The 20,464-nt window shown below is 74.8% G+C and carries 18 protein-coding genes and 1 pseudogene; 9 read left to right on the top strand and 10 right to left on the bottom strand.

Annotation, left to right across the window (positions count from 1 at the left end):
- Positions 1-56: 56 nt before the first annotated feature.
- The 8 genes and pseudogenes from rpmH to LFA75_RS11135 all read left to right on the top strand — a co-directional run bounded on the left by rpmH (position 57) and on the right by LFA75_RS11135 (position 5,666).
- On the top strand, positions 57-194 hold the full coding sequence (rpmH, locus tag LFA75_RS11170) for a 50S ribosomal protein L34 (RefSeq protein WP_040338882.1): 138 nt from the start codon (positions 57-59) through the stop codon (positions 192-194).
- A gap of 1 nt (position 195) precedes the next feature.
- On the top strand, positions 196-567 hold the full coding sequence (gene rnpA, locus LFA75_RS11165) for a ribonuclease P protein component (RefSeq protein WP_225233711.1): 372 nt from the start codon (positions 196-198) through the stop codon (positions 565-567).
- Positions 564-653 (top strand): annotated as a pseudogene (locus LFA75_RS23845) (hypothetical protein); the annotation flags it as partial. The gene rnpA and the pseudogene LFA75_RS23845, both read left to right, overlap by 4 nt.
- Before the next feature lie 291 nt (positions 654-944).
- The gene (gene yidC, locus LFA75_RS11155) at positions 945-2,036 is read left to right on the top strand and encodes a membrane protein insertase YidC (RefSeq protein ID WP_225236049.1); all 1,092 of its coding nucleotides are present in this window, start codon (positions 945-947) and stop codon (positions 2,034-2,036) included.
- A 78-nt stretch (positions 2,037-2,114) separates the two neighbouring features.
- The gene (locus LFA75_RS11150) at positions 2,115-2,780 is read left to right on the top strand and encodes a Jag family protein (protein ID WP_225233710.1); all 666 of its coding nucleotides are present in this window, start codon (positions 2,115-2,117) and stop codon (positions 2,778-2,780) included.
- Positions 2,777-3,451, top strand: coding sequence for a 16S rRNA (guanine(527)-N(7))-methyltransferase RsmG (locus LFA75_RS11145; protein WP_225233709.1), 675 nt, complete (start codon positions 2,777-2,779; stop codon positions 3,449-3,451). Before LFA75_RS11150 ends, LFA75_RS11145 begins: the two co-directional genes overlap by 4 nt.
- Before the next feature lie 137 nt (positions 3,452-3,588).
- Positions 3,589-4,644 carry a ParA family protein gene (locus LFA75_RS11140; protein ID WP_225233708.1) on the top strand — a complete coding sequence of 352 codons (1,056 nt, stop codon included), beginning with the start codon at positions 3,589-3,591 and terminating at the stop codon, positions 4,642-4,644.
- Positions 4,641-5,666, top strand: coding sequence for a ParB/RepB/Spo0J family partition protein (locus LFA75_RS11135; RefSeq protein WP_225233707.1), 1,026 nt, complete (start codon positions 4,641-4,643; stop codon positions 5,664-5,666). The genes LFA75_RS11140 and LFA75_RS11135 overlap by 4 nt, the downstream gene beginning before the upstream one ends.
- Positions 5,667-5,683: 17 nt before the next feature.
- Here the strand turns inward: LFA75_RS11135 and LFA75_RS11130 are convergent, their stop codons facing one another.
- The 9 genes from LFA75_RS11130 to LFA75_RS11090 form a co-directional block, all read right to left on the bottom strand.
- Positions 5,684-6,640, bottom strand: coding sequence for a D-alanine--D-alanine ligase family protein (locus LFA75_RS11130; protein ID WP_225236048.1), 957 nt, complete (start codon positions 6,638-6,640; stop codon positions 5,684-5,686).
- Between the two features lie 5 nt (positions 6,641-6,645).
- Complete coding sequence (locus LFA75_RS11125; RefSeq protein WP_225233706.1) at positions 6,646-8,049, bottom strand: aminotransferase-like domain-containing protein; 1,404 nt, start codon at positions 8,047-8,049, stop codon at positions 6,646-6,648.
- 58 nt (positions 8,050-8,107) lie between these two features.
- Positions 8,108-9,223: an N-acetylmuramoyl-L-alanine amidase gene (locus tag LFA75_RS11120; protein ID WP_225233705.1), complete on the bottom strand. Its 1,116-nt coding sequence runs from the start codon at positions 9,221-9,223 to the stop codon at positions 8,108-8,110.
- Between the two features lie 174 nt (positions 9,224-9,397).
- Positions 9,398-9,724 (bottom strand): thioredoxin, encoded by a 327-nt coding sequence (gene trxA / locus LFA75_RS11115; RefSeq protein ID WP_225233704.1) that lies wholly within the window; start codon positions 9,722-9,724, stop codon positions 9,398-9,400.
- 53 nt (positions 9,725-9,777) lie between these two features.
- Complete coding sequence (trxB, locus tag LFA75_RS11110; RefSeq protein WP_225233703.1) at positions 9,778-10,809, bottom strand: thioredoxin-disulfide reductase; 1,032 nt, start codon at positions 10,807-10,809, stop codon at positions 9,778-9,780.
- A 32-nt stretch (positions 10,810-10,841) separates the two neighbouring features.
- On the bottom strand, positions 10,842-12,440 hold the full coding sequence (locus LFA75_RS11105) for a protein kinase family protein (RefSeq protein WP_225233702.1): 1,599 nt from the start codon (positions 12,438-12,440) through the stop codon (positions 10,842-10,844).
- A 64-nt stretch (positions 12,441-12,504) separates the two neighbouring features.
- Entirely contained in the window at positions 12,505-14,694 is a 2,190-nt protein-coding gene (gene murJ, locus LFA75_RS11100; RefSeq protein WP_225233701.1) for a murein biosynthesis integral membrane protein MurJ, read from the bottom strand.
- A complete protein-coding gene (locus LFA75_RS11095; RefSeq protein ID WP_225233700.1) occupies positions 14,691-16,985 on the bottom strand; it encodes a DUF6049 family protein in 2,295 nt (764 codons plus the stop codon). Before LFA75_RS11095 ends, murJ begins: the two co-directional genes overlap by 4 nt.
- Positions 16,986-17,094: 109 nt before the next feature.
- Complete coding sequence (locus LFA75_RS11090; protein WP_225233699.1) at positions 17,095-17,571, bottom strand: NUDIX hydrolase; 477 nt, start codon at positions 17,569-17,571, stop codon at positions 17,095-17,097.
- A gap of 42 nt (positions 17,572-17,613) precedes the next feature.
- On the opposite strand from LFA75_RS11090, the gene LFA75_RS11085 reads away from it, so the two are divergent.
- Positions 17,614-19,083 carry a CCA tRNA nucleotidyltransferase gene (locus tag LFA75_RS11085; RefSeq protein WP_225233698.1) on the top strand — a complete coding sequence of 490 codons (1,470 nt, stop codon included), beginning with the start codon at positions 17,614-17,616 and terminating at the stop codon, positions 19,081-19,083.
- Here the strand turns inward: LFA75_RS11085 and LFA75_RS11080 are convergent.
- The gene (locus LFA75_RS11080; protein WP_225233697.1) at positions 19,058-20,389 is read right to left on the bottom strand and encodes an MFS transporter; all 1,332 of its coding nucleotides are present in this window, start codon (positions 20,387-20,389) and stop codon (positions 19,058-19,060) included. The genes LFA75_RS11085 and LFA75_RS11080 overlap by 26 nt on opposite strands.
- Between the last annotated feature and the right edge of the window lie 75 nt (positions 20,390-20,464).

Below are 20,464 nucleotides of genomic sequence, written 5' to 3'. Positions count from 1 at the left end.
CGCGTGACCACCTCGACCGGTGGTCACCGCCTCGTCGTCGTCAGTGGGAGTCCCTCGTGAGCAAGCGCACGTTCCAGCCGAACAACCGTCGCCGGTCCAAGACCCACGGCTTCCGGCTCCGGATGCGCACCCGCGCCGGCCGCGCCATCCTTGCCGGCCGTCGCCGCAAGGGCCGCGAGAAGCTCTCCGCCTGACGTGCTGCCTGCGCAGGCCCGCCTGCGCCGGCGTCCGGAGTTCACCGTGGTCGTCCGCTCCGGCCGGCGTGCCGGGCGCCCCACCATGGTGGTGCACTACCTCCCCGAACGGCCCGTCGTCCTGGACGGGGGTCCCAGCGACCCCCCGAGCGGACCGCGGGCCGGTTTCGTCGTGGGCAAGACGGTCGGCAACTCGGTCTGCCGGCACCGGGTGACCCGGCAGCTGCGGCACCTGGTGCGCGAGGAGCTGCACCGGTTGCCGGCCATGGCCGACCTCGTCGTCCGGGCCCGTCCCGAGGCGGCCGGTGCCGACATCGGCACCCTGCGACGCGACCTCACCCGGGGCCTCGACCGGGTGCTGGACCGGCCGTGACCATCGCCTCCCGGGCGCTGCTCGGCCTGATCGGCTTCTACCGCCGCGGCATCAGCCCGCTGCTGGGGCCGCGCTGCCGGTTCACCCCCACCTGCAGCGAGTACGCGCAGGAGGCGGTGCAGGTGCACGGCGCCGCCCGCGGTGCCGGGCCCGCGGGGCGCCCCGGCGGGCGCCCCACCCCCCCCCCGGGGACCCCGCCCCGCCGCAGCGCGCCGGCCAGCCAGTCGGCGCTGGCGGCGACGTCGGCGGCGTGCGCGGGGTCGGCGGAGATCGACGGGATGCGCAGCCAGGCATCCAGGTCGGCGTCGAGGTCGTCGAGGTGCGCGGACACGAAGNGTCTCGGCCCTGCCCCCCGACCCCGCCCTCGGAGGCCCGCGTTGCTTGACTGGCTGTACACCGCGATCGCGTGGGTGATGAAGCAGTGGCACGCACTGTTCTCCACCTTCCTCGACCCGGCCGGCGGCATCGCCTGGGCGCTGTCGGTGGTCATGCTGGTGGTGACGATCCGCATCCTGCTGTTCCGCCTGTTCGTCAAGCAGGTCAAGAGCCAGCGGGCGATGCAGGAGATCCAGCCCGAGATCCAGAAGCTGCGCAAGCAGTACGGCTCGGACAAGCAGGGCTTCAGCCAGGCCATGATGGCCATGCAGAAGGAGCGCGGGGTCAACCCGCTGGCCGGCTGCCTGCCGATCCTGCCGCAGATCCCGATCTTCATCGGCCTCTTCCACGTGCTGCGGCGCATCGCGCCCGGCAAGGAGGGCCTGTACAGCTGGGACTTCGACCTCACCCAGCAGGCCGCCAGCGCCAAGTTGTTCGGTGCGCCCATCGCGGCGTCGTTCAACATGATGGAGCCGAAGAAGAGCGCGATCCTCGCGCTCACCGACGGCAGCTACACCAACATCCGCATCGTGGCGATGATCTTGATCATCATCATGTGCTTCACGACCTTCTACACCCAGAAGCAGATCCAGAAGCGTTCCGGCCCGGTCGAGGGCCAGGCCGCCACGATCCAGAAGCTGCTGCTCTACGGCATGCCGATCAGCCTCTTCGTCTCCGGCTTCTTCTTCCCGATCCTGGTGCTGCTGTACTGGTTCACCAACAACCTGTGGACCCTGGGCCAGCAGTTCTACATCCTCAAGGCCCTGCCGCCGCCCGGGTCCCCCGCCGCGCTGGCGAAGGCCGAGGCCGAGCGCCCCAAGGTCGACCCGAAGCTGCTCGCCCCCAAGCCGGGCGCCAAGCCGGTCCGGCCCCGCAAGGGCCCTGCGGCCCCCACCGCGGGCCCGAGCAGCACCGTCGACGCCGACGAGGACGCCGGGACCACCGCGCCGTCCACCGACGCCGTCGCGGACAGCAGCAGCGGGTCCGGCGAGTCCGGCACGGGCGCGACCCGGGCGGGCGGCGGGTCGAGCCGACCGCGGGCCACCGGCGGGACGGCCGGTCCGGCCAACCGCGGCAAGCGCCGACGCCGCTGACCCACCGGGCGCGGTCGTCGCGCCCCCTCCCACCTCCGGGCACGCCCCGGCCGCCGGCACCGTCGTAGGAGACACCTCGTGAGCACACCGCAGAGCAGCACCGACACCGCCGCCGACGACGTCGTCGTAGACGTCCCCGCCGACGCACCGGCCGACGCCGACACCGGCACCGTCCTGCCCGACCCGGACCCGGTCGACGCCGACGCGGTGGTCGAGCCGGTCGACGTCGTGGAGACCGACGAGGACTCCGACGACAGCGACGACGAGGACGACGACGAGGTCGACGACCTGCTGGTGCAGGAGGGCGACGTGGCCGGTGACTACCTGGAGCGGCTGCTCGACATCCTCGACGTGGACGGCGACATCGACCTCGACGTCGAGGGCGACCGCGCCTCGGTCGCCGTCGTCGGCGGTGAGCTGCGGACCCTGATCGGGCCCGACGGCGCCACGCTCGAGGCGCTGCAGGAGCTCACCCGGCTGGCCGTGGCGCAGTCCACCGGCACCCGCAGCCGGCTGATGCTCGACATCGGCGGCTTCCGGGCCAAGCGCCGGGCCGACCTCACCGAGCTGGCCGGCCAGGCGGCGTCGCGGGTCGCGGCCAGCGGCACCTCGGAGCGGCTCGCGCCGATGAACCCGTTCGAGCGCAAGGTCGTGCACGACGTCATCGCCGCCGCCGAGGGCGTGCGCAGCGAGTCCGAGGGCGAGGAGCCGAACCGCCGCGTCGTGGTCCTGCCCGCCTCGTGACCGACCCGCAGCCCCCCGGGGACCGGCCGCTCCCCGAGCTGCCGGTCGAACCGCCGTCGGCGGCGGCGGCCTTCGGGGACCGGCTGCCCGCGGCCCGGCGCTTCGTGGAGCTGCTCGCGACCGACGGGGTGGTGCGCGGTCTGATCGGCCCGCGCGAGGTGCCCCGCCTCTGGGAGCGCCACGTGCTCAACAGCGTCGCGGTCGCCGAGGCGGTGCCGCACGGGGCGCGTGTGGTGGATGTGGGCAGTGGGGCAGGGCTGCCGGGGATCCCCCTGGCGTTGGCCCGGCCGGACCTGGCGATGACGCTGGTGGAGCCCATGGCCCGCCGGGTCGAGTTCCTGGGTGACGTGGTCACCGACCTCGGGGTGGACTGGCGGGTGGTCCGCGGGCGGGCCGAGGAGCGCTCGGTGGCGCGCGCCGTCGGCGAGGTCGACGTGGGGGCCGCGCGGGCCGTCGCGCCGCCCCCCCGCCCGGGCGGCTGGGTGCGCGGGCTGCTGCGCCCCGGGGCCCCGCTGGTGGCGGTGATCGGCAGCTCGGCGGCGGCCGAGGTCCCGGCGATGCTGCCCGAGCTGGCCGCGGCCGGCATGCGGGACGTCGAGGTGCGCGCCGTGGGCGCTGCGCTCGGTGAGGCCGCCACCCAGGTCGTCGTCATGACGCGCGGGGGCCGCTGAGCGATGGGTCTGGGTCGACTCGTCGACCCGTAGGCTGACCGTGGAACACGTCCACGGCCGGCGTTTCACGTGGAACTGACAGCAGCTTCCCGCTCGGCGTTCCACGTGGAACACCAGCGGGCGAGGAGGACTTCGGCATGACGGACCCGGGCGAACGGCTGCGCAGCAGTCTGGCCGCCGATCTCCCGCCGCCGGTCGCCGAGTTCGACAGCCCCATCGCGATGGAGGCCATGCGGGCCACCCGGGTGCTGCACGCCGGTGACCAGGACCCGTTCCCGGCACCGGGCCGGATCCGGGTGGTGACCATCGCCAACCAGAAGGGCGGGGTCGGCAAGACGACCTCGACGGTCAACCTGGGTGTCGCGCTGTCGCTGTTCGGGCTCCGCGTCCTCGTCATCGACCTCGACCCGCAGGGCAACGCCAGCACCGCCCTCGGTGTCGACCACGTGGTCGGGACGCCGTCGATCTACGACGCCCTGGTCGGCGAGTCGACGCTCGCCGAGGTCACCCACCCCACCACCGCCTCCCCCAACCTGCGCTGCGTCCCGGCCACCATCGACCTGGCCGGGGCGGAGATCGAGCTGGTCAGCGTGGTCGCCCGGGAGCACCGGCTGCGCCGGGCCATCGAGGCGCACCTGCACGCGCTGCCGGCCGAGGAGCGCCCGCACTACGTGCTCATCGACTGCCCGCCGTCCCTGGGCCTGCTCACGCTGAACGCCCTGGTGGCCGGGGACGAGGTGCTCATCCCCATCCAGTGCGAGTACTACGCCCTGGAGGGCCTGGGTCAGCTGCTGAGCAACATCGAGCTGGTCCGGGCGCACCTCAACCCGGGCATCTCGGTGAGCACCATCCTGCTGACGATGTACGACGGCCGGACCAAGCTGGCCGACCAGGTCGCCGACGAGGTGCGCAACCACTTCGGCGAGCTGGTGCTGTCCTCGGTCATCCCGCGCAACGTGCGGGTCAGCGAGGCCCCCGGCTACGGCCAGTCGGTGCTGACCTACGACCCGGGCTCCCGGGGGTCGACCAGCTACGTCGAGGCCGCCCGCGAGCTGGCGGTCCGCGGCGCGGAGCTCGGTCCCCTCGTCCCCGTCCAGCCCGCACCGGCGGCTGCCCCACCCACCGCGGCGCCGCCGCTGAACGCGCTCGTCCTCGGTCAGTCCGTGGCGACCCATCCCCAGGAGAACTCATGAGCAAGCGTGGCGGTCTCGGCCGGGGCCTGGCGGCCCTCATCCCGACCAGTGCGCCGGCACCGACGGCCACCCCGGCGGCCCGCGCCGCCGAGGCGGTCGAGGCCGCGGCCGAGCGGGCCGCCGCCGGCCTGGAGCCGGTGTCGACACCGGCGCTCACCCCGGTCGCCGACCTGCCGACCGACGTCGTCGGCGTCCCCGGTGCGTCGCTGCGCGAGGTGGCCGTCGGGGACGTCGTCCCCAACCCCAAGCAGCCTCGGTTGGTCTTCGACGACGAGGCGCTGGAGGAGCTGACCCACTCCGTCAAGGAGTTCGGCCTGCTGCAGCCCATCGTGGTCCGCGAGCGGGCCGAGGGCGGCTACGAGCTCATCATGGGCGAGCGCCGGCTGCGCGCGGCCCGGGCCGCCGAGCTGGAGACGGTGCCGGCGATCGTCCGGGACACCTCCGACGACGCGATGCTGCGCGACGCCCTGCTGGAGAACATCCACCGGGTGCAGCTCAACCCGCTCGAGGAGGCCGCGGCCTACCAGCAGCTGCTGCAGGAGTTCGGCGCCACCCACGAGGAGCTGGCCAGCAAGATCGGCCGCAGCCGCTCGCAGGTCACCAACACCATCCGGCTGATGAAGCTGCCGGTGAAGGTGCAGACCCGGGTCGCCGCCGGCGTGCTGTCGGCCGGGCACGCCCGCGCCCTGCTCGGCCTGCCGACCAACGAGGCGATGGACGCCCTGGCCACCCGCATCGTGGCCGAGGGCATGAGCGTGCGGGCGACCGAGGAGGCCGTCGCCCTCGCCGTGGCGCACCAGCCGGAGGCCAAGCGGAAGTCCGGGCGCACCATCACCGCCCCCGGTGTCGAGGACCTGGCCTTCCGGCTCTCCGACGTCTTCGAGACCAAGGTCAAGGTGCAGATCGGTCGGGCGAAAGGCCGGATCGTCGTCGAGTTCGGCTCGGTGGACGACCTGCAGCGGATCGTGGGCATGATGGCCCCCGACATCACCGGCCGCAGTCAGCCCCCGGCGCAGGGCTGATTGCGTCACTGACGCAATCAGCCGCGGGCGGCGGCCTGGCGGAGCAGGGTGGTCAGGACGTCGCCGAGCCGGTGCCCGGCGGCCTCGACCGCCATCGGGAACATCGACGTCTCGGTGAGCCCGGGTGACACGTTCACCTCGAGGAAGTGCACCGCGCCGTCGGCGTCGACGATCAGGTCGGTCCGCGAGAGGTCGGCCAGGCCGAGCTCCTCGTGCACGGTGACCGCGACCTCGGCCGCCCGGCGGGCCACGTCGTCCGGGACGCGGGCCGGCGTGTGGTACTCGGTCAGGCCCGGGGTGTAGCGCGAGGTGTAGTCGAAGACGCCGGACTCCGGCACGATCTCCACGGCGGGCAGCGCGCGCGGCCCCTCACCCAGGTCGACCACCGAGACGGCCAGCTCGATGCCCTCGACGAACCGCTCGACCAGCACCGTGTCGCCGTAGGCGAAGCAGCTGACCATGGCGGCCGGCAGGTCCTCCACCCGGCTGACCTTCTGGGCGCCGAGCGCGGAGCCGCCCGAGGCGGGCTTGACCATCAGCGGCAGCCCCAGCCGCGCGACGATGAGGTCCAGCACGGCGCCGGCCCCCAGCTCGCGGAAGGTCGAGTGCGGCAGCGCCACCCAATCCGGGGTGGTCACCCCGGCCGACCGGACGACGGACTTCGCGGCCGGCTTGTCCCAGGCCAGCCGGCAGGCCGCGGCCGGTGAGCCCACGTAGGGCACCCCCGCCAGGTCCAGCACCGCGCGGACGGCGCCGTCCTCGCCGGTGGAGCCGTGCAGCGCGATGAACACCGCGTCGGCCGGGGCGGCGGCCAGCCCGGGCAGCAGGTCGCCGTCGGCGTCCCGCAGCTCGGCGTCCAGGCCGGCCCGCAGCAGCGCCTCCACCACCTGGGTGCCCGAGGAGAGGCTGACCTCCCGCTCGAACGTCAGCCCGCCGGCCAGCACGACGGCGCGCAGCAGGTCGGTCTCGGGCATCGCGGTCACGGCTGGTCCCCGATCTGGTCGGTCGACGCCGGGCCGGCCAGCTCGGCGACCTCGGGCGTGCGGGGGCGGTCGGAGCTGCGCCCGACGGTGCGGAACGAGCCGGTGTCGACGCCGTCGAAGGTGGAGTGCAGGTCGAGCTCGGCCTCCACCACCCGGGCCAGCCGGCGCACGCCCTCGCGGATCTGGTCGGGCTCGGGGTAGCAGTAGGACAGCCGCATGTACTCCTTGCCCTGGCCGTCGGCGTAGAAGCCGATGCCGGGCACGTAGGCCACGTGGGCGCTGACCGCGCGGGGCTGCATGAGCTTGGCGTCCAGGCCGCGGGGCAGCTTGAGCCACACGTAGAACCCGCCGTCCGGGCGGGTCCAGGTGGTGCCCGGCGGCATCAGGGCGGCCAGCGAGTCCAGGCAGGCGTCGCGGCGCTCGCGGTAGAGCTCGATGAAGGTCTTGATCTGCTGCTGCCAGGGCTGGGTGTCCAGGTACCGGGCGACCGCGTACTGGGTGAGCGAGGGCGGGCACAGCACCTGCGCCTCGGTGGCCAGCACGAGCTTCTCGCGCACGGCGAGCGGCGCGAGCACCCAGCCCACCCGCAGGCCCGGGGAGAAGGTCTTGGAGAACGAGCCCAGGTAGATGACCCGCTCGGACTCGCGCGCACGCAGGGCCCGCATCGGCTCCCGGTCGAAGCCGAGCAGCCCGTAGGGGTTGTCCTCGACGACGAGCAGGTCGTACCGGTCGGCGATCTCCATGACCTTGCCGCGGCGCTCCTCGGAGAGCGTGATGCCGGCCGGGTTGTGGAAGTTGGGGATCGTGTAGAGGAACTTGACCTTGTCGCCGCGGGCGCGGCACTCGATCAGCGCGTCCTCCAGCGCCTCGGGCACCAGGCCGTCGTCGTCCATCAGCACGTGCTGCACCCGGGCCTGCGCGGCCTGGAAGACTCCGAGGGCACCGACGTAGGACGGCGCCTCGGCCAGGATCACGTCGCCGGGGTCGACGAAGACCCGGGTGACCAGGTCCGGGCCCTGCTGGGACCCGACGGTGACCACGACCTCCGACGGCGAGGCGTCGGTGATGCCCTCCAGCGCCATGACGTCGCAGATCCGCTCGCGGAGCCGCGGGTCGCCCTGGCCGGAGCCGTACTGCAGCGTCTGGGCGCCCATGCCGGAGACCAGCTCGCCGATCATGGAGCCGACAGCGTCCAGCGGCAGCGCGGTGACCGCGGGCATGCCGCCGGCCAGCGACACCACCTCGGGCCGGCTGACGACGGAGAACAGGGCCCGGATCTCCGAGCTCTTCATGCCGTGGGTGCGGGCGGCGTAGCGGTCGGCCAGCGGGTCCAGCCGCGGGTGACGCGCCGGCACCGGGACCGACGCGCCGACCGAGGGGTCAGGCGTCAGGGAGGACATCACCGGAGTCTAGGAGATGCAGCTGACGAAACCCGTGCACGGCCGGGCCTGCCGCCGACTAAGCCGGGGTGGACAGCTGGTAGGTGCCGGTCGGCGGGTCGGCCTCGGCGGGCAGGAACAGCCGCTGGACGGCGGCCAGCACGCTGGAGGCCACGGTGCTGCGCAGCCGGGCGTCGAGCAGCAGCTGCCGGTCGACCGGGTGCGACAGGTAGCCGCAGTCCAGCCGGATGGCCGGCATCCGGGTCAGCCGCAGCAGGTCCCACGTCTTGGCGTGCGAGCCGCAGTCGAGCATCCCGGTGCGGGCGATGACCTCGCGGCGGAGCAGGTTGGCGAACTCCTCGCCGACGGTGGAGGAGACCCCCGAGCCGGTGCCGTAGTAGTAGCTGGCCACGCCGCGGGCGTGCCGGGAGCCGTGCGCCTCCATGTGCAGGGAGACGAACAGGTCGGCGCGGGCGGAGTTGGCGAACGCCGTCCGCTCGGCCAGCGAGGGACCGCCGCGTCGTCCGCGGGTCAGGTAGACCGTCGCGCCCGCCGCGGCCAGCCGGCCCTCGATCCGGGAGGCGAGGTCGAAGACCAGGTCGGACTCGGTGGTCTCCCCCGCGGTGAACCCGGTGTCGTCGCCGCCGTGGCCGGGGTCGATGACGATGACCCGGCCGATCAGGTGCGGGCCGGACTCCACCAGCGAGGCGCTCTGCCGCAGCAGCTGCGGGCGGCCGCCGGTGACCCGCCGGCCCAGCTGCCGCAGGGCGCGCATGGTGCCCGGACCGCACGTGCCGTCGACGGTCAGGCCGTAGTCGCGCTGGAAGCCGCGCAGGCCCGACTCGGTCTCCGCGCCCAGGATGCCGTCGGCCCGGCCGGCGTCGTAGCCCAGCTCGAGCAGCCGCTCCTGCAGGTTCTGCACGTCGTCCCCGCGCATCGGGCGCTCGGGGTCGTACCGCAGCAGCCGGTCCCCCAGCGACCAGCGGGCCTCGGTCAGCGCCCGGTAGGTCTCCTCGCCGACCCGGCCGTCCACCGACAGCCCGCGCACCTGCTGGAAGTGCCGGACCGCCAGGGCGGTGGCCTCGTCGTACACGTCGGCGCCGTCGGGACCGGCGGTCAGCAGCCCGAGGCCGCGCAGGGCTGCCTGGACCTCCACGACGGCCGGGCCGGCACTGCCGGGTTGCAGGATCTGCACGCGGGGGACGCTCCCAGGGATAGGTGGTGCGGTGAACACCGATTGTGGTCCCCGCCGTGCGGTACGGCGAGGGCGGGGAGGGAGACCACGGTGTCCCCCACGACGAACGAGCCCGCCGCGGGCCCCCTGAGGGGGACCTGCGGCGAGCTCGTCCGCCGAGGTGAGGTGCTCGACCTAGATGTAGTCGGCCAGGTCGGAGAGGATCGCGCCCTTCGGCTTGGCGCCGATGATGCTCTTGACCGGCTTGCCGCCCTGGAACACCGTCATGGTCGGGATCGACATGACCTGGTAGTCGCGGGCGATCTGCGGGTTCTCGTCGATGTTGAGCTTGGCGATGGTGAGCTTGTCGCCGTGCTCGGAGGCGATCTCCTCCAGCACGGGGGCGACCATCTTGCACGGACCGCACCACTCGGCCCAGAAGTCGACGAGCACGGGCTTGTCGCTGCCGAGCACGTCGGCGGCGAAGCTGTCGTCGGTGACCTTCACGGTGTTGCCTGCCATGGGGATGGCTCCTTCGGTTGGTTGGTGCTGTGGTCCGGGAGGTGCGGGGAGGGTCAGCGCTCGTCGAAGGTGTCGGCGAGCCAGCGCTCGGCATCGATCGCGGCCGCGGCACCGGTGCCGGCCGACGTGATCGCCTGCCGGTAGATGTGGTCGACCACGTCGCCGCAGGCGAAGACGCCGTCGACGTTGGTGCGGGTGGTCGGGTGCTCGACCTGGATGTAGCCCTCGTCGTCCAGCTTGAGCTGGCCGGCGAAGATCTCGCTGCGCGGGTCGTGGCCGATGGCCACGAACAGGCCGGACACGTCCATCGACTCGGTGGAGCCGGTCTCGGTGTCGGTCAGCGTGATCGACTCGACCTGGTTGTCGCCGTGCACGTCGGTGACCTGCTTGCCCAGCGCCCAACGGATCTTCTCGTTGTCCTGCGCCCGCTTCTGCATGATCTTGCTGGCCCGCAGCTCGGGCCGGCGGTGCACCACGGTCACGGACTTGGCGAACCGGGTGAGGAAGGTGGCCTCCTCCATCGCCGAGTCACCGCCGCCGACGACGACGATGTCCTGGTCGCGGAAGAAGAACCCGTCGCAGGTGGCACAGGCGGACACGCCGTGGCCGAGCAGCCGGGCCTCGTTCTCCAGGCCGAGGTACCGGTACTTGGAGCCGGTCGCCACGATCACCGCGTGCGCGAGGTGGGTCTCCCCGCCGACCTTGACCACCTTGGGGGTGGCGGTGAGGTCGACCTCGGTGACGTCGCTGGGCACCAGCTCGGCGCCGAAGCGCTCGGCCTGGGTGCGCATGTCGTCCATCAGCTGGGGGCCCTGGATGCCCTCGGGGAAGCCGGGGAAGTTCTCGACCTCGGTGGTGGTCATCAGGGCGCCGCCGAACTGGCTGCCCTCGAACACCAGCGGGTGCAGGTTCGCGCGGGCGGCATACGTGGCAGCGGTGTACCCGGCGGGGCCGGACCCGATGATGATCAGGTCGCGGACGCCGTCGTGCTCGGCCGGCGGGATCGTGGCCGGCGGCTGACCGGGGTCGCCCGGGGCCGAGGCCGCGGGGCCGGGAGTGGGCTGGTTCGTCGTCACGGGCGGCACAACGACCAGCCTAGGGGGAGCATTCCCCGGGGTCAGCCGGCCGCCACGGGGGCGACCTCGGCGACGTCGGCGCTGAAGCCCTCGTCGCCCTGCACCAGGCCGGTGACCCAGATCAGCACATAGCGGGTGGTGACCGGCTCGGCGAAGGCCAGGTCGTCGGTGCCGGTGAGCTGGCCCTGCGCCCCGACCGCGAAGGAGTCCAGGTCGCCGTCGGTGCCGTCGCCGGTGCGGACCTCGACCGTGGCGCCGGCGGTGCCGGTGACGGTGACCCCGGACAGCACCTGCTCCGAGCCCAGGTCGTAGACCACGCCGACCCCGGGCTTGAGGTTGCCGAAGTCGGCGGAGCCCCGGTAGTTCAGGGTCGACCAGGCGGTGCCCGGGTCGCCGTCGTAGGACAGCGGGACCTCGTCGTCGTTCTCCGGTTCGCCGTCGCCGAAGGGGTCGAACACCTGGGCGGTGCTGACCTGCAGCGGGGTGCCGGCCGCGGTGCCCGGGTCGGCCGCGCTCTCCTCGGCAGCCGGGGCGGAGCTGCCCGGCGTGGAGCCCTGCACGTCGTCGACGCTGCTGGCCGCGGAGATCACGTTGTTGCCCAGCCACCAGCCGGCGGCGATGACCATCGCCAGGGCCAGCAGCGGGAGCCCGACGACCACCAGCTTGCGGCGCCAGCTGGAGGCGGTCGGCCCGTCGTCGACGACGTCGGCCTCGTCGTCGGCGTAGGAGGAGGCCCAGTCCAGCTCGTCGTCCTCGGCGGTGTCCTCCACCAGCTGCGGGACCGGCGGGTAGTCACGGGGGGACAGCGGGACCGGCGCCTCGGACCGCGCGGCGGGCCGGTCGACGACGGCGGCGTCCTCGGCGTCCCGGCGGGCGCGCAGCTTGCGCAGCCACCCGCTCTCGGACTCGTCGCCGCGCACGGCGTGGTGCGGGTCGGTGTTGCCGGAGCGGGGGCGGTCGCCGAGCAGCGCGGCCATCGCGGCGACGCTGGACAGCGCGGTCCCGGGCTCGGTGGAGCGGGCGCGGCGGACCAGCGCAGCGAGGTCGGGCTGCACGATGACCGGCGGGGTGACCCCGGGCTCGTCACCGCGCCGACCGGTCAGGCACAACTCCAGGAGCGCACCGAGGGCGGCGACGTCGCCCGGCACGGTGCCCTCGGCGGCCGGGACGGCGAGCAGGCCGACCAGGCCACCGGGCCGCAGGACGACGTGCTCGGGGGTCAGCCCGCCGACGGCGAGGCCGACCCGGTGCGCCTCGGCCACGCCCTCGGCCAGCCGGCGGACGACGGTGCGCGCCTCGCGCTCGGGCAGCGGGCCGGACTCCAGGCGCTCGGCCAGGGTCTGCCCGTCGATCCACTCGTTGACCACGTAGGCCGCGGGGCTGTCGTCCGGGGTGCCCTCGGCGGCGTCGTAGACCATCGACAGGGCCGGGGTGGCCAGGCCGCCGGCGGTCAGCGCGCGGCCGATCCAGGCGCGGGCCGCGGGACCACCCGGGGTGTGCACGCGCAGCGCGACGTCCCGGTTGAGCACGCGGTCACGGGCGCGCCAGGACCGGATGACCCCGGTCGGGGTGGGCTCGTCGGGAGCGAGCTGGTCGATCGGGCGGTAGCGGTCGGGCAAGCCGGTGGTCGTCGACGTCACGGACGCTGCCGACCTCCTGTGTCCCCTGCCGGCACCACGCGCGCCGGTCGCGGAGCCGGGGTGGTCATCGCCGTGCCCCGCCCAGTCTCGCCCGGACGGCGGCGAGCGGACCCGCGATCTCGGGGACACCCACCAGCACGACGCCGACCACGACCACGACGCCGATGACCAGGCTACCGACCAGGAGGGTCAGGAGCGAACCGATCACGGAGGTACCCACCAGACCGCCGAGCAGGTGCACCGCACCCCACCCGACCAGGGCCGCGACCACCGAGACCGCGGTCAGCTTCAGCACCGGCCCCGCGGCGTCGCCGGTACGCATCTCCCCCAGCCGCCGGCGCAGCGCCAGCGCCCCGACGGCCCAGCCGGCCAGGTAGGTGATCGACGTGGCGACCATGAGGCCGGCGACCACGTGCTCGGGGCTGACCACCGCCGGCACGGCCAGCAGGAGCGGCACCCGGACGGCGACCATCGCGATCTGGATCAGCGTGGGGGTGCGGGCGTCCTTCATCGCGTAGAAGACCCGCAGCTGGAGCAGGGTGACCGCCATCGGCAGCAGGCCGAAGGCGCCGACGGCGAGGGCCGTGCCGATGGCGCGCGCCTCGTCCGCGGACGTCTGGCCGTGGCCGAAGCCGACGGTGGCCAGGGCCGGGCCGAGCACCAGGAGCAGCGCGGTGACCGGCAGCAGGCCGACGGCCGACAACCGCATGCCCAGCGACAGGTCCGCGGCCACGCCGGGCACGTCCTGCCGGCTCGCGGCCCGGCTCATCCGGGGCACCAGAGCGGTCAGCAGCGCCACCCCGATGATCCCGTAGGGCATCTGGAAGAGCAGGCTGGCGATGGAGAAGGCGCCGGGCCCCAGCCCGCCGTCGTCGGCGGCGGCGTAGGCGACCCGGGTGGCGACGAGCACGCCGACCTGGCTGATCGCGACGTAGGCGATCACCCACAGCCCCAGCGTCCCGGCCTCGGCGAGCCCGGTGCCCCGCAGCCCCCAGCGGGGCCGCAGCGGGACGCCGACCTTGCGCAGCTGGGGCACCAGCACCAGGGCCTGGACGGCGATGCCGAGCGTGGTGCCGCCGCCGAGCAGCCAGACCTGGGTGTCGGTGATGGTCACCGGGGTGAGGTCGCCCGGCCCGCCGGCGAGGACGAAGAGCACGGCGGTGGCGATCACCACGACGTTGTTGAGCACCGGGGCCCAGGCCGGCCAGCCGAACACCCCGCGCGCGTTGAGGATCGCGGTGGCCAGCGCCCCCAGGCCGTAGAAGACGATCTCCACCAGCAGGATGCGGGCCAGCCAGGTCGCCAGGGCGACCTGCTCCTCGCCGCCGCTGACCCCGTAGGCGCGGGTCAGCACCGGGGCGAGCGCGACGGCGGCGACCGTCATCACCACGAGCCCGGCCATCGCGACGGTGGTCAGCCGTTGCGCGTACCGGACGCCGCCGTCGGGGTCGCGCTCCTGGGCGTGCACGAGCAGCGGGACGATGACCGAGGTCAGGACCCCGCCCAGCAGCAGCTCGTAGACGATGTTGGGCAGCGTGTTGGCCACGGTGTAGGCGTCGTTGACCGCCGCCACGCCCAGCACGACGGCGAGCACGACGGTGCGGGCCAGCCCGGTGACCCGGGAGACCAGGCTGGCCACGGCCATCGTGCCGGCGGCGCGGAGGATGCCGCGGCTGCCGCCCGGGGTTCCCTCGCGGGCCTCGACGGTGCCGGTGTCTTCGTCCTCCGACGGCGCGGGCACCGGCGGCAGGACCGGGATGACCTGCGTGTCGTCGGGTCCCGGCACGAACCGGGTGCGGAAGGAGACCTGCTCGCCCGAGCGGGTGCGCGGCCCGGCCACCGGCGGCTGCACGGCGGGCTGCGGCGGGAGCGGCGGGGGCTGCGGTGCGCGCGGCTGCACGGGCGCCGGCCGGGACGGGGGGGCCAGCGCGGCACCCAGCGGGCTGGCCCGGGTGCCCGGGTTGCGGCCGGTGCCGTCGGTCGGCGGCGGCGTCCGGCGCTGCTGCGGGAACGCCGGGTCGTCGGTGGTCGGGTGCCCGGCCAGCGCGCTGGCCGACGGGGCGGCCAGCGGAGGGGGGACGGCGCCGTAGGGCGCCGGCGGGAGCGGCCGGGACGCTGGTCGGGCTGGCCGCGCGGAGGGCTGCTCCCCGCTGCGCCGCTCGGCCTCGGCCCGCTCGACGATCTCGGCCACGGAGGGGCCCTCGCCGGAGTGCGCGGCCGGCGGGCTGTCGGGCCGGTGGTCGTCGCCGCTCACACCGGGCTCCGGGTGGGCGGTGCGGCGGGCGGCGCGGTGGGTGCGTCGTCCGCACCGGGCAGGGCGTCGTCCTCGACCGGGCCGGGTTCACCGCGCCGGCGGCGCAGCACGAAGCGCACCAGCCGGCGCAGGAACAGGAGGGCCAGCAGCGCGGCCGCGCCGAGGGTGATGACCAGGGTGATCGGGCCGTAGGCGGTGCTGCTGACCCGCAGCTCCACCTGGGTGCCCAGCTGCCCGCCGGCCGGGGTGGCCAGTCGGGCGACGACGGTGAAGCTGCCGGACTGGCGGACCGACGTCGGCACCTGCACGACGGTGCGGGAGTCCGGTTCCAGGCGTCGGTCGGAGACCGGGTCGGCGTCGAAGCCGACCCCGCTGCGGGTCTGCAGGTCCAGGGTGACGGTGACCGCGAAGGGGAGGTCGTTGCGGACGGTGAGCACCAGCGGGGCGTCGCTGGAGGCCAGGCTGTAGGTGCCGTCGGCCGGGGCCACGAGGCCCACCCGGCCGCGCAGCCCGGTCAGGGTCTGCTGCAGGTCGGTGGTCCGTGCGGTGAAGCCGGACGGGTCGCCCCGCCAGGCCGCCGACGACGCGCGGGCGATCGCCGCGTCGTACCCGGCGAGGACGACGCCGGCGTCGTCGACCGCGGCGGCGAAGTCGTCCCGGATCGCGACCGCCTCGGCGACCGTGGCCAGCCCGACGCCGGACAGCTGCCCGTCGCCGGTCGGCGCCACGAGGGCGCCGGCGTCGGCCACCGGCCCCCGGGTCAGGTCGTCGACCGAGACCGCGGCGAGCCAGGGCTCGGAGGCGGTGTCGGCCATCATCGCCGTCGCCCAGCTGGGATCGGCCTGCACCTCGCGCGGCGGCACGACCAGCACGGTCTGCGCGACGGCCGGGTCGACCGCGGCGAGCTGGCTGGTCAGCACGCCGAGCTCGGCGAGGTAGCGCTGCTCGACGACCCGGGCCCCGCCGGCGGTGGTGTCCGCCGCCGCCACGACGTCGCCCAGGGCACCGTCGGCCACCAGGGTGGTGAGCGTGTCCGCCCCGGTGGTCACCGGCACCCGCGCGGCGGCGGCGCGGCCGGTCCGCCCCACCGCGGCCGCTGCGTCGGCGTAGGCGCCCTGGCCCAGGACGAGCTCGCCGACGCCGCCGGCCCGGAGCGTGGCCAGGGTGTCGGGGCGGACCGTGCCGCCGGCCGGCCACGCCAGGTCGGTCCGCGGGGTGACGTCCAGGGCGTCGGCGAGGATCCGGGCCCCGGCGCCGGTGTCGGTGTCCTCGTCGTCCGCGGGTGCGGTGGGGGCGGCGGTCGGGGTGGCCACCGGGTCGCCCTGGGCGTCCAGCGGCTGGGACGCGGTGCCCTCGGGGGTGCCGGGCAGCGATCGGGTGACGACGGCGGGTAGCCCCGCGGCCTGGAGGGCGTCGGCGTCCACGTCGGCGTACGGCAGCGCCACGACCGGGTGAACGCTGGCCAACGCCCGGAGCCGCTCGAGCCAGTCGGCGGCGGCCGTCACGCCCTGGCCGGTCGCGCCGGCGACGGTGTAGCCGGCCGCCATGGCGGTGACCTCCTCGACGAGGGCCGGGTCGACGGCGAGGGTGACCGGCACGGTCCGGCCGCCGTCGGGCAGGTCCTCCAGCACGTCCAACGCCCGGTCCAGCCGGCCGTCGGCCGAGATCTCGCCGGCCAGGTCGTCGTCGACGAAGGCACCCGCGGCGTCGCGGTGCGGCCGCTCGGTGAGCGGCCACAGCCAGGCGACCGACGTGCGGCTGGTGGTCGAGGCGGCGGCGACCAGGTAGGTGGACAGCTCACCGACCCGCTCGACGAGCCCGTTGCGGGTGCCGTTGACGTTGACCAGCACCGGGTACACGCCGTCCTCGACGATGCCCAGGTCGGCGGCGGTGGCGGTGTAGCCCAGCGGGATCGAGTCCCCGGGCTCCAGCACGCCGACTTGCGGGGAGAAGGGTGCCTGGGCGGCGTCGCCGGCCGACGGGGTGGCCGCGTCGTCGGCGAGCTCCTGCCGGCTGGTGAGCCGGTCGCCGCGCTGCAGGCGGACCGTGATGTCGGTGATCGTGTCGTCGCCGTCGTTGGTCAGCGTGCCCACCAGCTGGATAGTGCTGTCGGGCCGGACGGTGCGCGGCTCCAGGCTGGTGAGGGAGACGCCGACGGGGCCGGTCGAGGGGGTCGCCGCCGGGTCGTCCCCGGGCGCGGCGGACGCGGTGCCGGCCGGCAGCAGCAGCGCGCCGAGGACGGCGACGACGACGGCCGCGAGCACGGCGGCCCGCCGCGGGGCTGGGGTCACGGGGCGGACGCCGCCGCCGGTGGCCCGCCGCCTCACGACATCTCCTCGCTGGCGCTCGGCGCTGCCGCGGGCGGGCCTGCTGTGTCCGTGCGGGGCCTGGTGGACCCGGTCACGCGGTGTCGGCCAACAGCCCGGGGGCGCGCTCGACCAGGGCCCGCTCGTCGGCGTAGGCCAGCCGGCTGGACAGCTCGGTCAGCGGGACCCAGGCCACCTCGGTGACCTCGACGTCCTCGTCGGACAGCTCGCCGCCGGTCGCCCGGAGCAGGAAGTGGTGCACGGTCTTGTGCACGCGCCGGCCGTCGGCGACGAACCAGAAGTCGATGATGCCCAGCGGTGCCACGACCACGCCCTGGATGCCGGTCTCCTCGGCGACCTCGCGGACCGCGGTGTCCTCCGGGGTCTCGCCTGCCTCGATGTGCCCCTTGGGCAGCGACCAGAGCAGGCGACCGCGGCGGTCGGTGCGGCCGATCAGCGCGGCGCGGGGGCCGGTGCCGTCGTCGTCGGCGACCACCAGGCCACCGGCCGAGGTCTCGTCGACCCGGCGCAGACGTCGGCCCGGGCGCCGTCGTCCGCCCGTCGGAGCCATGCCTGCAGGGTAGCGCGACCGGCGTCGGTAGCCTGGGCGGTCGTGTCCGACCAGCCCGCGCGCCCCGACCCCGAGCCGGTCCCCGCAGCCGTCCAGCAGACCGTCCGCGAGCTGGTCGACCTGACCCCCGTCCTCGGCCTGGTCGGCGAGCGCTTCACCGCGGCCGGGCACGAGGTGCACCTGGTCGGCGGGTCGGTCCGGGACGCGCTGCTGGCCGCCGGCTCCGGCGTGGGGCGTATCGGCGACCTGGACCTGACGACGTCGGCCACCCCGGAGCAGACCCTGGCGGTGCTGGACGGGCTGGCGAGTTCCACGTGGAACACCGGCATCGCGTTCGGCACGGTCGGCGCCGAGGTCCGCGGCGAGCGGCTGGAGATCACCACCTACCGCGCCGACCGCTACGACCGGGAGTCCCGCAACCCCGAGGTCGCCTGGGGCAGCTCGCTGGTCGACGACCTGGCCCGGCGCGACTTCACCGTCAACGCCATGGCGATCTCGCTGGGGCCCGACCGCACCGTCACCGACCCCTTCGGCGGCCTGGGCGACCTGCTGGCCGGTCGGCTGCGCACCCCGGGGCGGGCGGAGGACTCCTTCGCCGACGACCCCCTCCGCATGCTGCGCGCGGTGCGCTTCGTCGCGCAGCTGGGCCTGGCCCCGGCACCCGAGGTCGTGGGGGCGATGATGGCCCTGGCGCCAGAGCTGGGCCGGATCACCGCCGAGCGGGTGCAGCAGGAGTTCTCCCGCACGCTGCTCAACCCGGCCCCGCGCGCGGCGCTGGAGCTCTTCGTGTCGACCGGGCTGGCCGACGTGGTCCTGCCCGAGCTGGCCGCGCTGCGCATGGAGATCGACGAGCACCACCAGCACAAGGACGTCTACACGCACTCGCTGACCGTGCTGGACCAGGCCATCGCGCTGGAGGAGCCGGGCACCCCGCCGGACCTCGTGCTGCGGCTCGCGGCCCTGCTGCACGACATCGGCAAGCCGGCCACCCGCCGGCACGAGGAGCGCGGCCGGGTCTCCTTCCACCACCACGAGGTGGTCGGGGCCAAGCTCGTGCGCAAGCGGCTGCAGGCGATGAAGTACTCCAAGGAGATCGTGGAGCAGGTCGCCCGGTTGACCTTCCTGCACCTGCGGTTCCACGGGTACGGCTCGGGCGAGTGGACCGACTCCGCGGTCCGCCGGTACGTCACCGACGCCGGCGAGCTGCTGCCGCGGCTGCACAAGCTGGTCCGCTCGGACTCCACGACCCGCAACAAGCGGCGCGCGGCGATGCTGTCGGCGACCTACGACTCGCTGGAGCAGCGGATCCGGGAGCTGTCCGAGGCCGAGGACCTGGCCCGCGTCCGCCCCGACCTGGACGGCAACCGGATCATGGAGCTGCTCGAGATCTCCCCCGGCCCCGACGTCGGCGCCGCCTGGCGGTTCCTCAAGGAGCTGCGCCTGGAGCGCGGCCCGGTCGACCCGGAGACCGCCGAGGCCGAGCTGCTCAGCTGGTGGCGCTCCCGGGGCTGAGCGGCACCGCCGCACCGCGCCCCCGGGTCCCCACGAGCCCGTTGGCCACGGCGGTGGCGAGGTAGAGGACGGCGACCACGACCAGCGCCGGCACGCTGGTGCCCGACGCCGGCAGCACGAGGGCGGCGGTGACGACGGCGACCACGAAGGTCACGTTGAACAGGGTGTCGTAGACGGAGAACACCCGGCCGCGGAAGTCGTCGTGCACGACCTCCTGCAGGGTGCTGTCCACGCAGATCTTCACCGCCTGGCTGACGAAGCCCAGCACGAAGCCGGCCGCCACGATCGTCGGCGGGGTGAACGGCAGACCGAGCCCGAGCTGGCCCACCGCGCCGAGCAGGAGCACCCCCGTCGTCCAGCGGCCCTTGCCCCACCGCGCGACGGCGGGCGGGGTGGTGACGGCGGCCAGCAGCGTGCCGACGGCGCCGGCGGCGAGCACCTGGGCCAGACCGGGCAGGCCCACCGGGAACCAGCCGGTCGGCACCAGGCTGTTCCGGTAGAGCAGCAGCGTCAGCAGGGTCAGCAGCCCGAAGCACACCCGGTGCACCGCCATGACGGCCAGCACCCGGGTGGCCGCCGGGGACGCGAGCACGTGCCGGGCGCCGGCGAGCATCCCGTGCAGCACGTCGCGCGCGGACACCGTGGCCGTGCGCGAGGAGTGGTCGGGACCCAGGTAGGGCCGGGCGAACCCGGCGACGACCGCGGCGCCGACCAGGTACGGCGGGGCCGAGCAGAGGGCCAGCAGGGCGTAGCCGCCGTCGGACCCGCCCAGCAACGACTGCACCGCGATGGCCACCCCGCCGCCCAGCACGCCCGACACCGCGCCCGCGGTGGTGGTCAGCGCGTTGGCGGGCACCAGCTGGGGCCGTTCGCAGGTGTGCGGGAGCCCGGCCGACAACGCCGAGAGCACGAACCGGTTGACCGAGAACACCGCCAGCCCGGCCAGGTAGAACAGCGGCCCGCTGACCCCCGACCAGGTCAGCGCCGCCACACCGACGACGAGGACGGCCCGGACGCAGTTGGCCACCACCAGCACCTGCCGGCGGCTCCACCGGTCCAGCCACACCCCGGCGAACGGGCCGATCAGGGAGTAGGGCAGCAGCAGGACGGCGAACCCGGCGGCGACGTCGACCGGGTCGGCGGCCCGCTGCGGGTTGAACAGGACCGTCCCGGCGAGTGCGGCCTGGAAGACGCCGTCCCCGAACTGGGAGGCCAGGCGGGTGAGCAGCAGGCGGCGGAAGTCGGGCCGGGCAAGCAGCAGACGGGTGGTCTTCCCTCGTCCGGACCCCCGGACCCGCCCCGTCACACCCGCACCCTACGGCGGCGCGGCGCAGCTGCCCGGGTGGAGGAACCGGCACCCGGCGACCCCCCACGGCGGCCG

Source organism: Klenkia terrae (genome assembly GCF_900491935.1).
GTDB lineage: Bacteria > Actinomycetota > Actinomycetes > Mycobacteriales > Geodermatophilaceae > Klenkia > Klenkia terrae.
The sequence above is the reverse complement of the archived record's forward strand: the minus strand, read 5'-3'. Positions and strand labels throughout refer to the sequence as shown.

Coding starts and splice junctions, on each gene's coding strand:
- LFA75_RS11140 (WP_225233708.1), top strand. CDS start 3,589: ATGACGGACCCGGGCGAACGGCTGCGCAGCAGTCTGGCCGCCGATCTC.
- LFA75_RS11135 (WP_225233707.1), top strand. CDS start 4,641: ATGAGCAAGCGTGGCGGTCTCGGCCGGGGCCTGGCGGCCCTCATCCCG.
- LFA75_RS11130 (WP_225236048.1), bottom strand. CDS start 6,640: ATGCCCGAGACCGACCTGCTGCGCGCCGTCGTGCTGGCCGGCGGGCTG.
- LFA75_RS11125 (WP_225233706.1), bottom strand. CDS start 8,049: ATGTCCTCCCTGACGCCTGACCCCTCGGTCGGCGCGTCGGTCCCGGTG.
- trxA (WP_225233704.1), bottom strand. CDS start 9,724: ATGGCAGGCAACACCGTGAAGGTCACCGACGACAGCTTCGCCGCCGAC.
- LFA75_RS11090 (WP_225233699.1), bottom strand. CDS start 17,571: ATGGCTCCGACGGGCGGACGACGGCGCCCGGGCCGACGTCTGCGCCGG.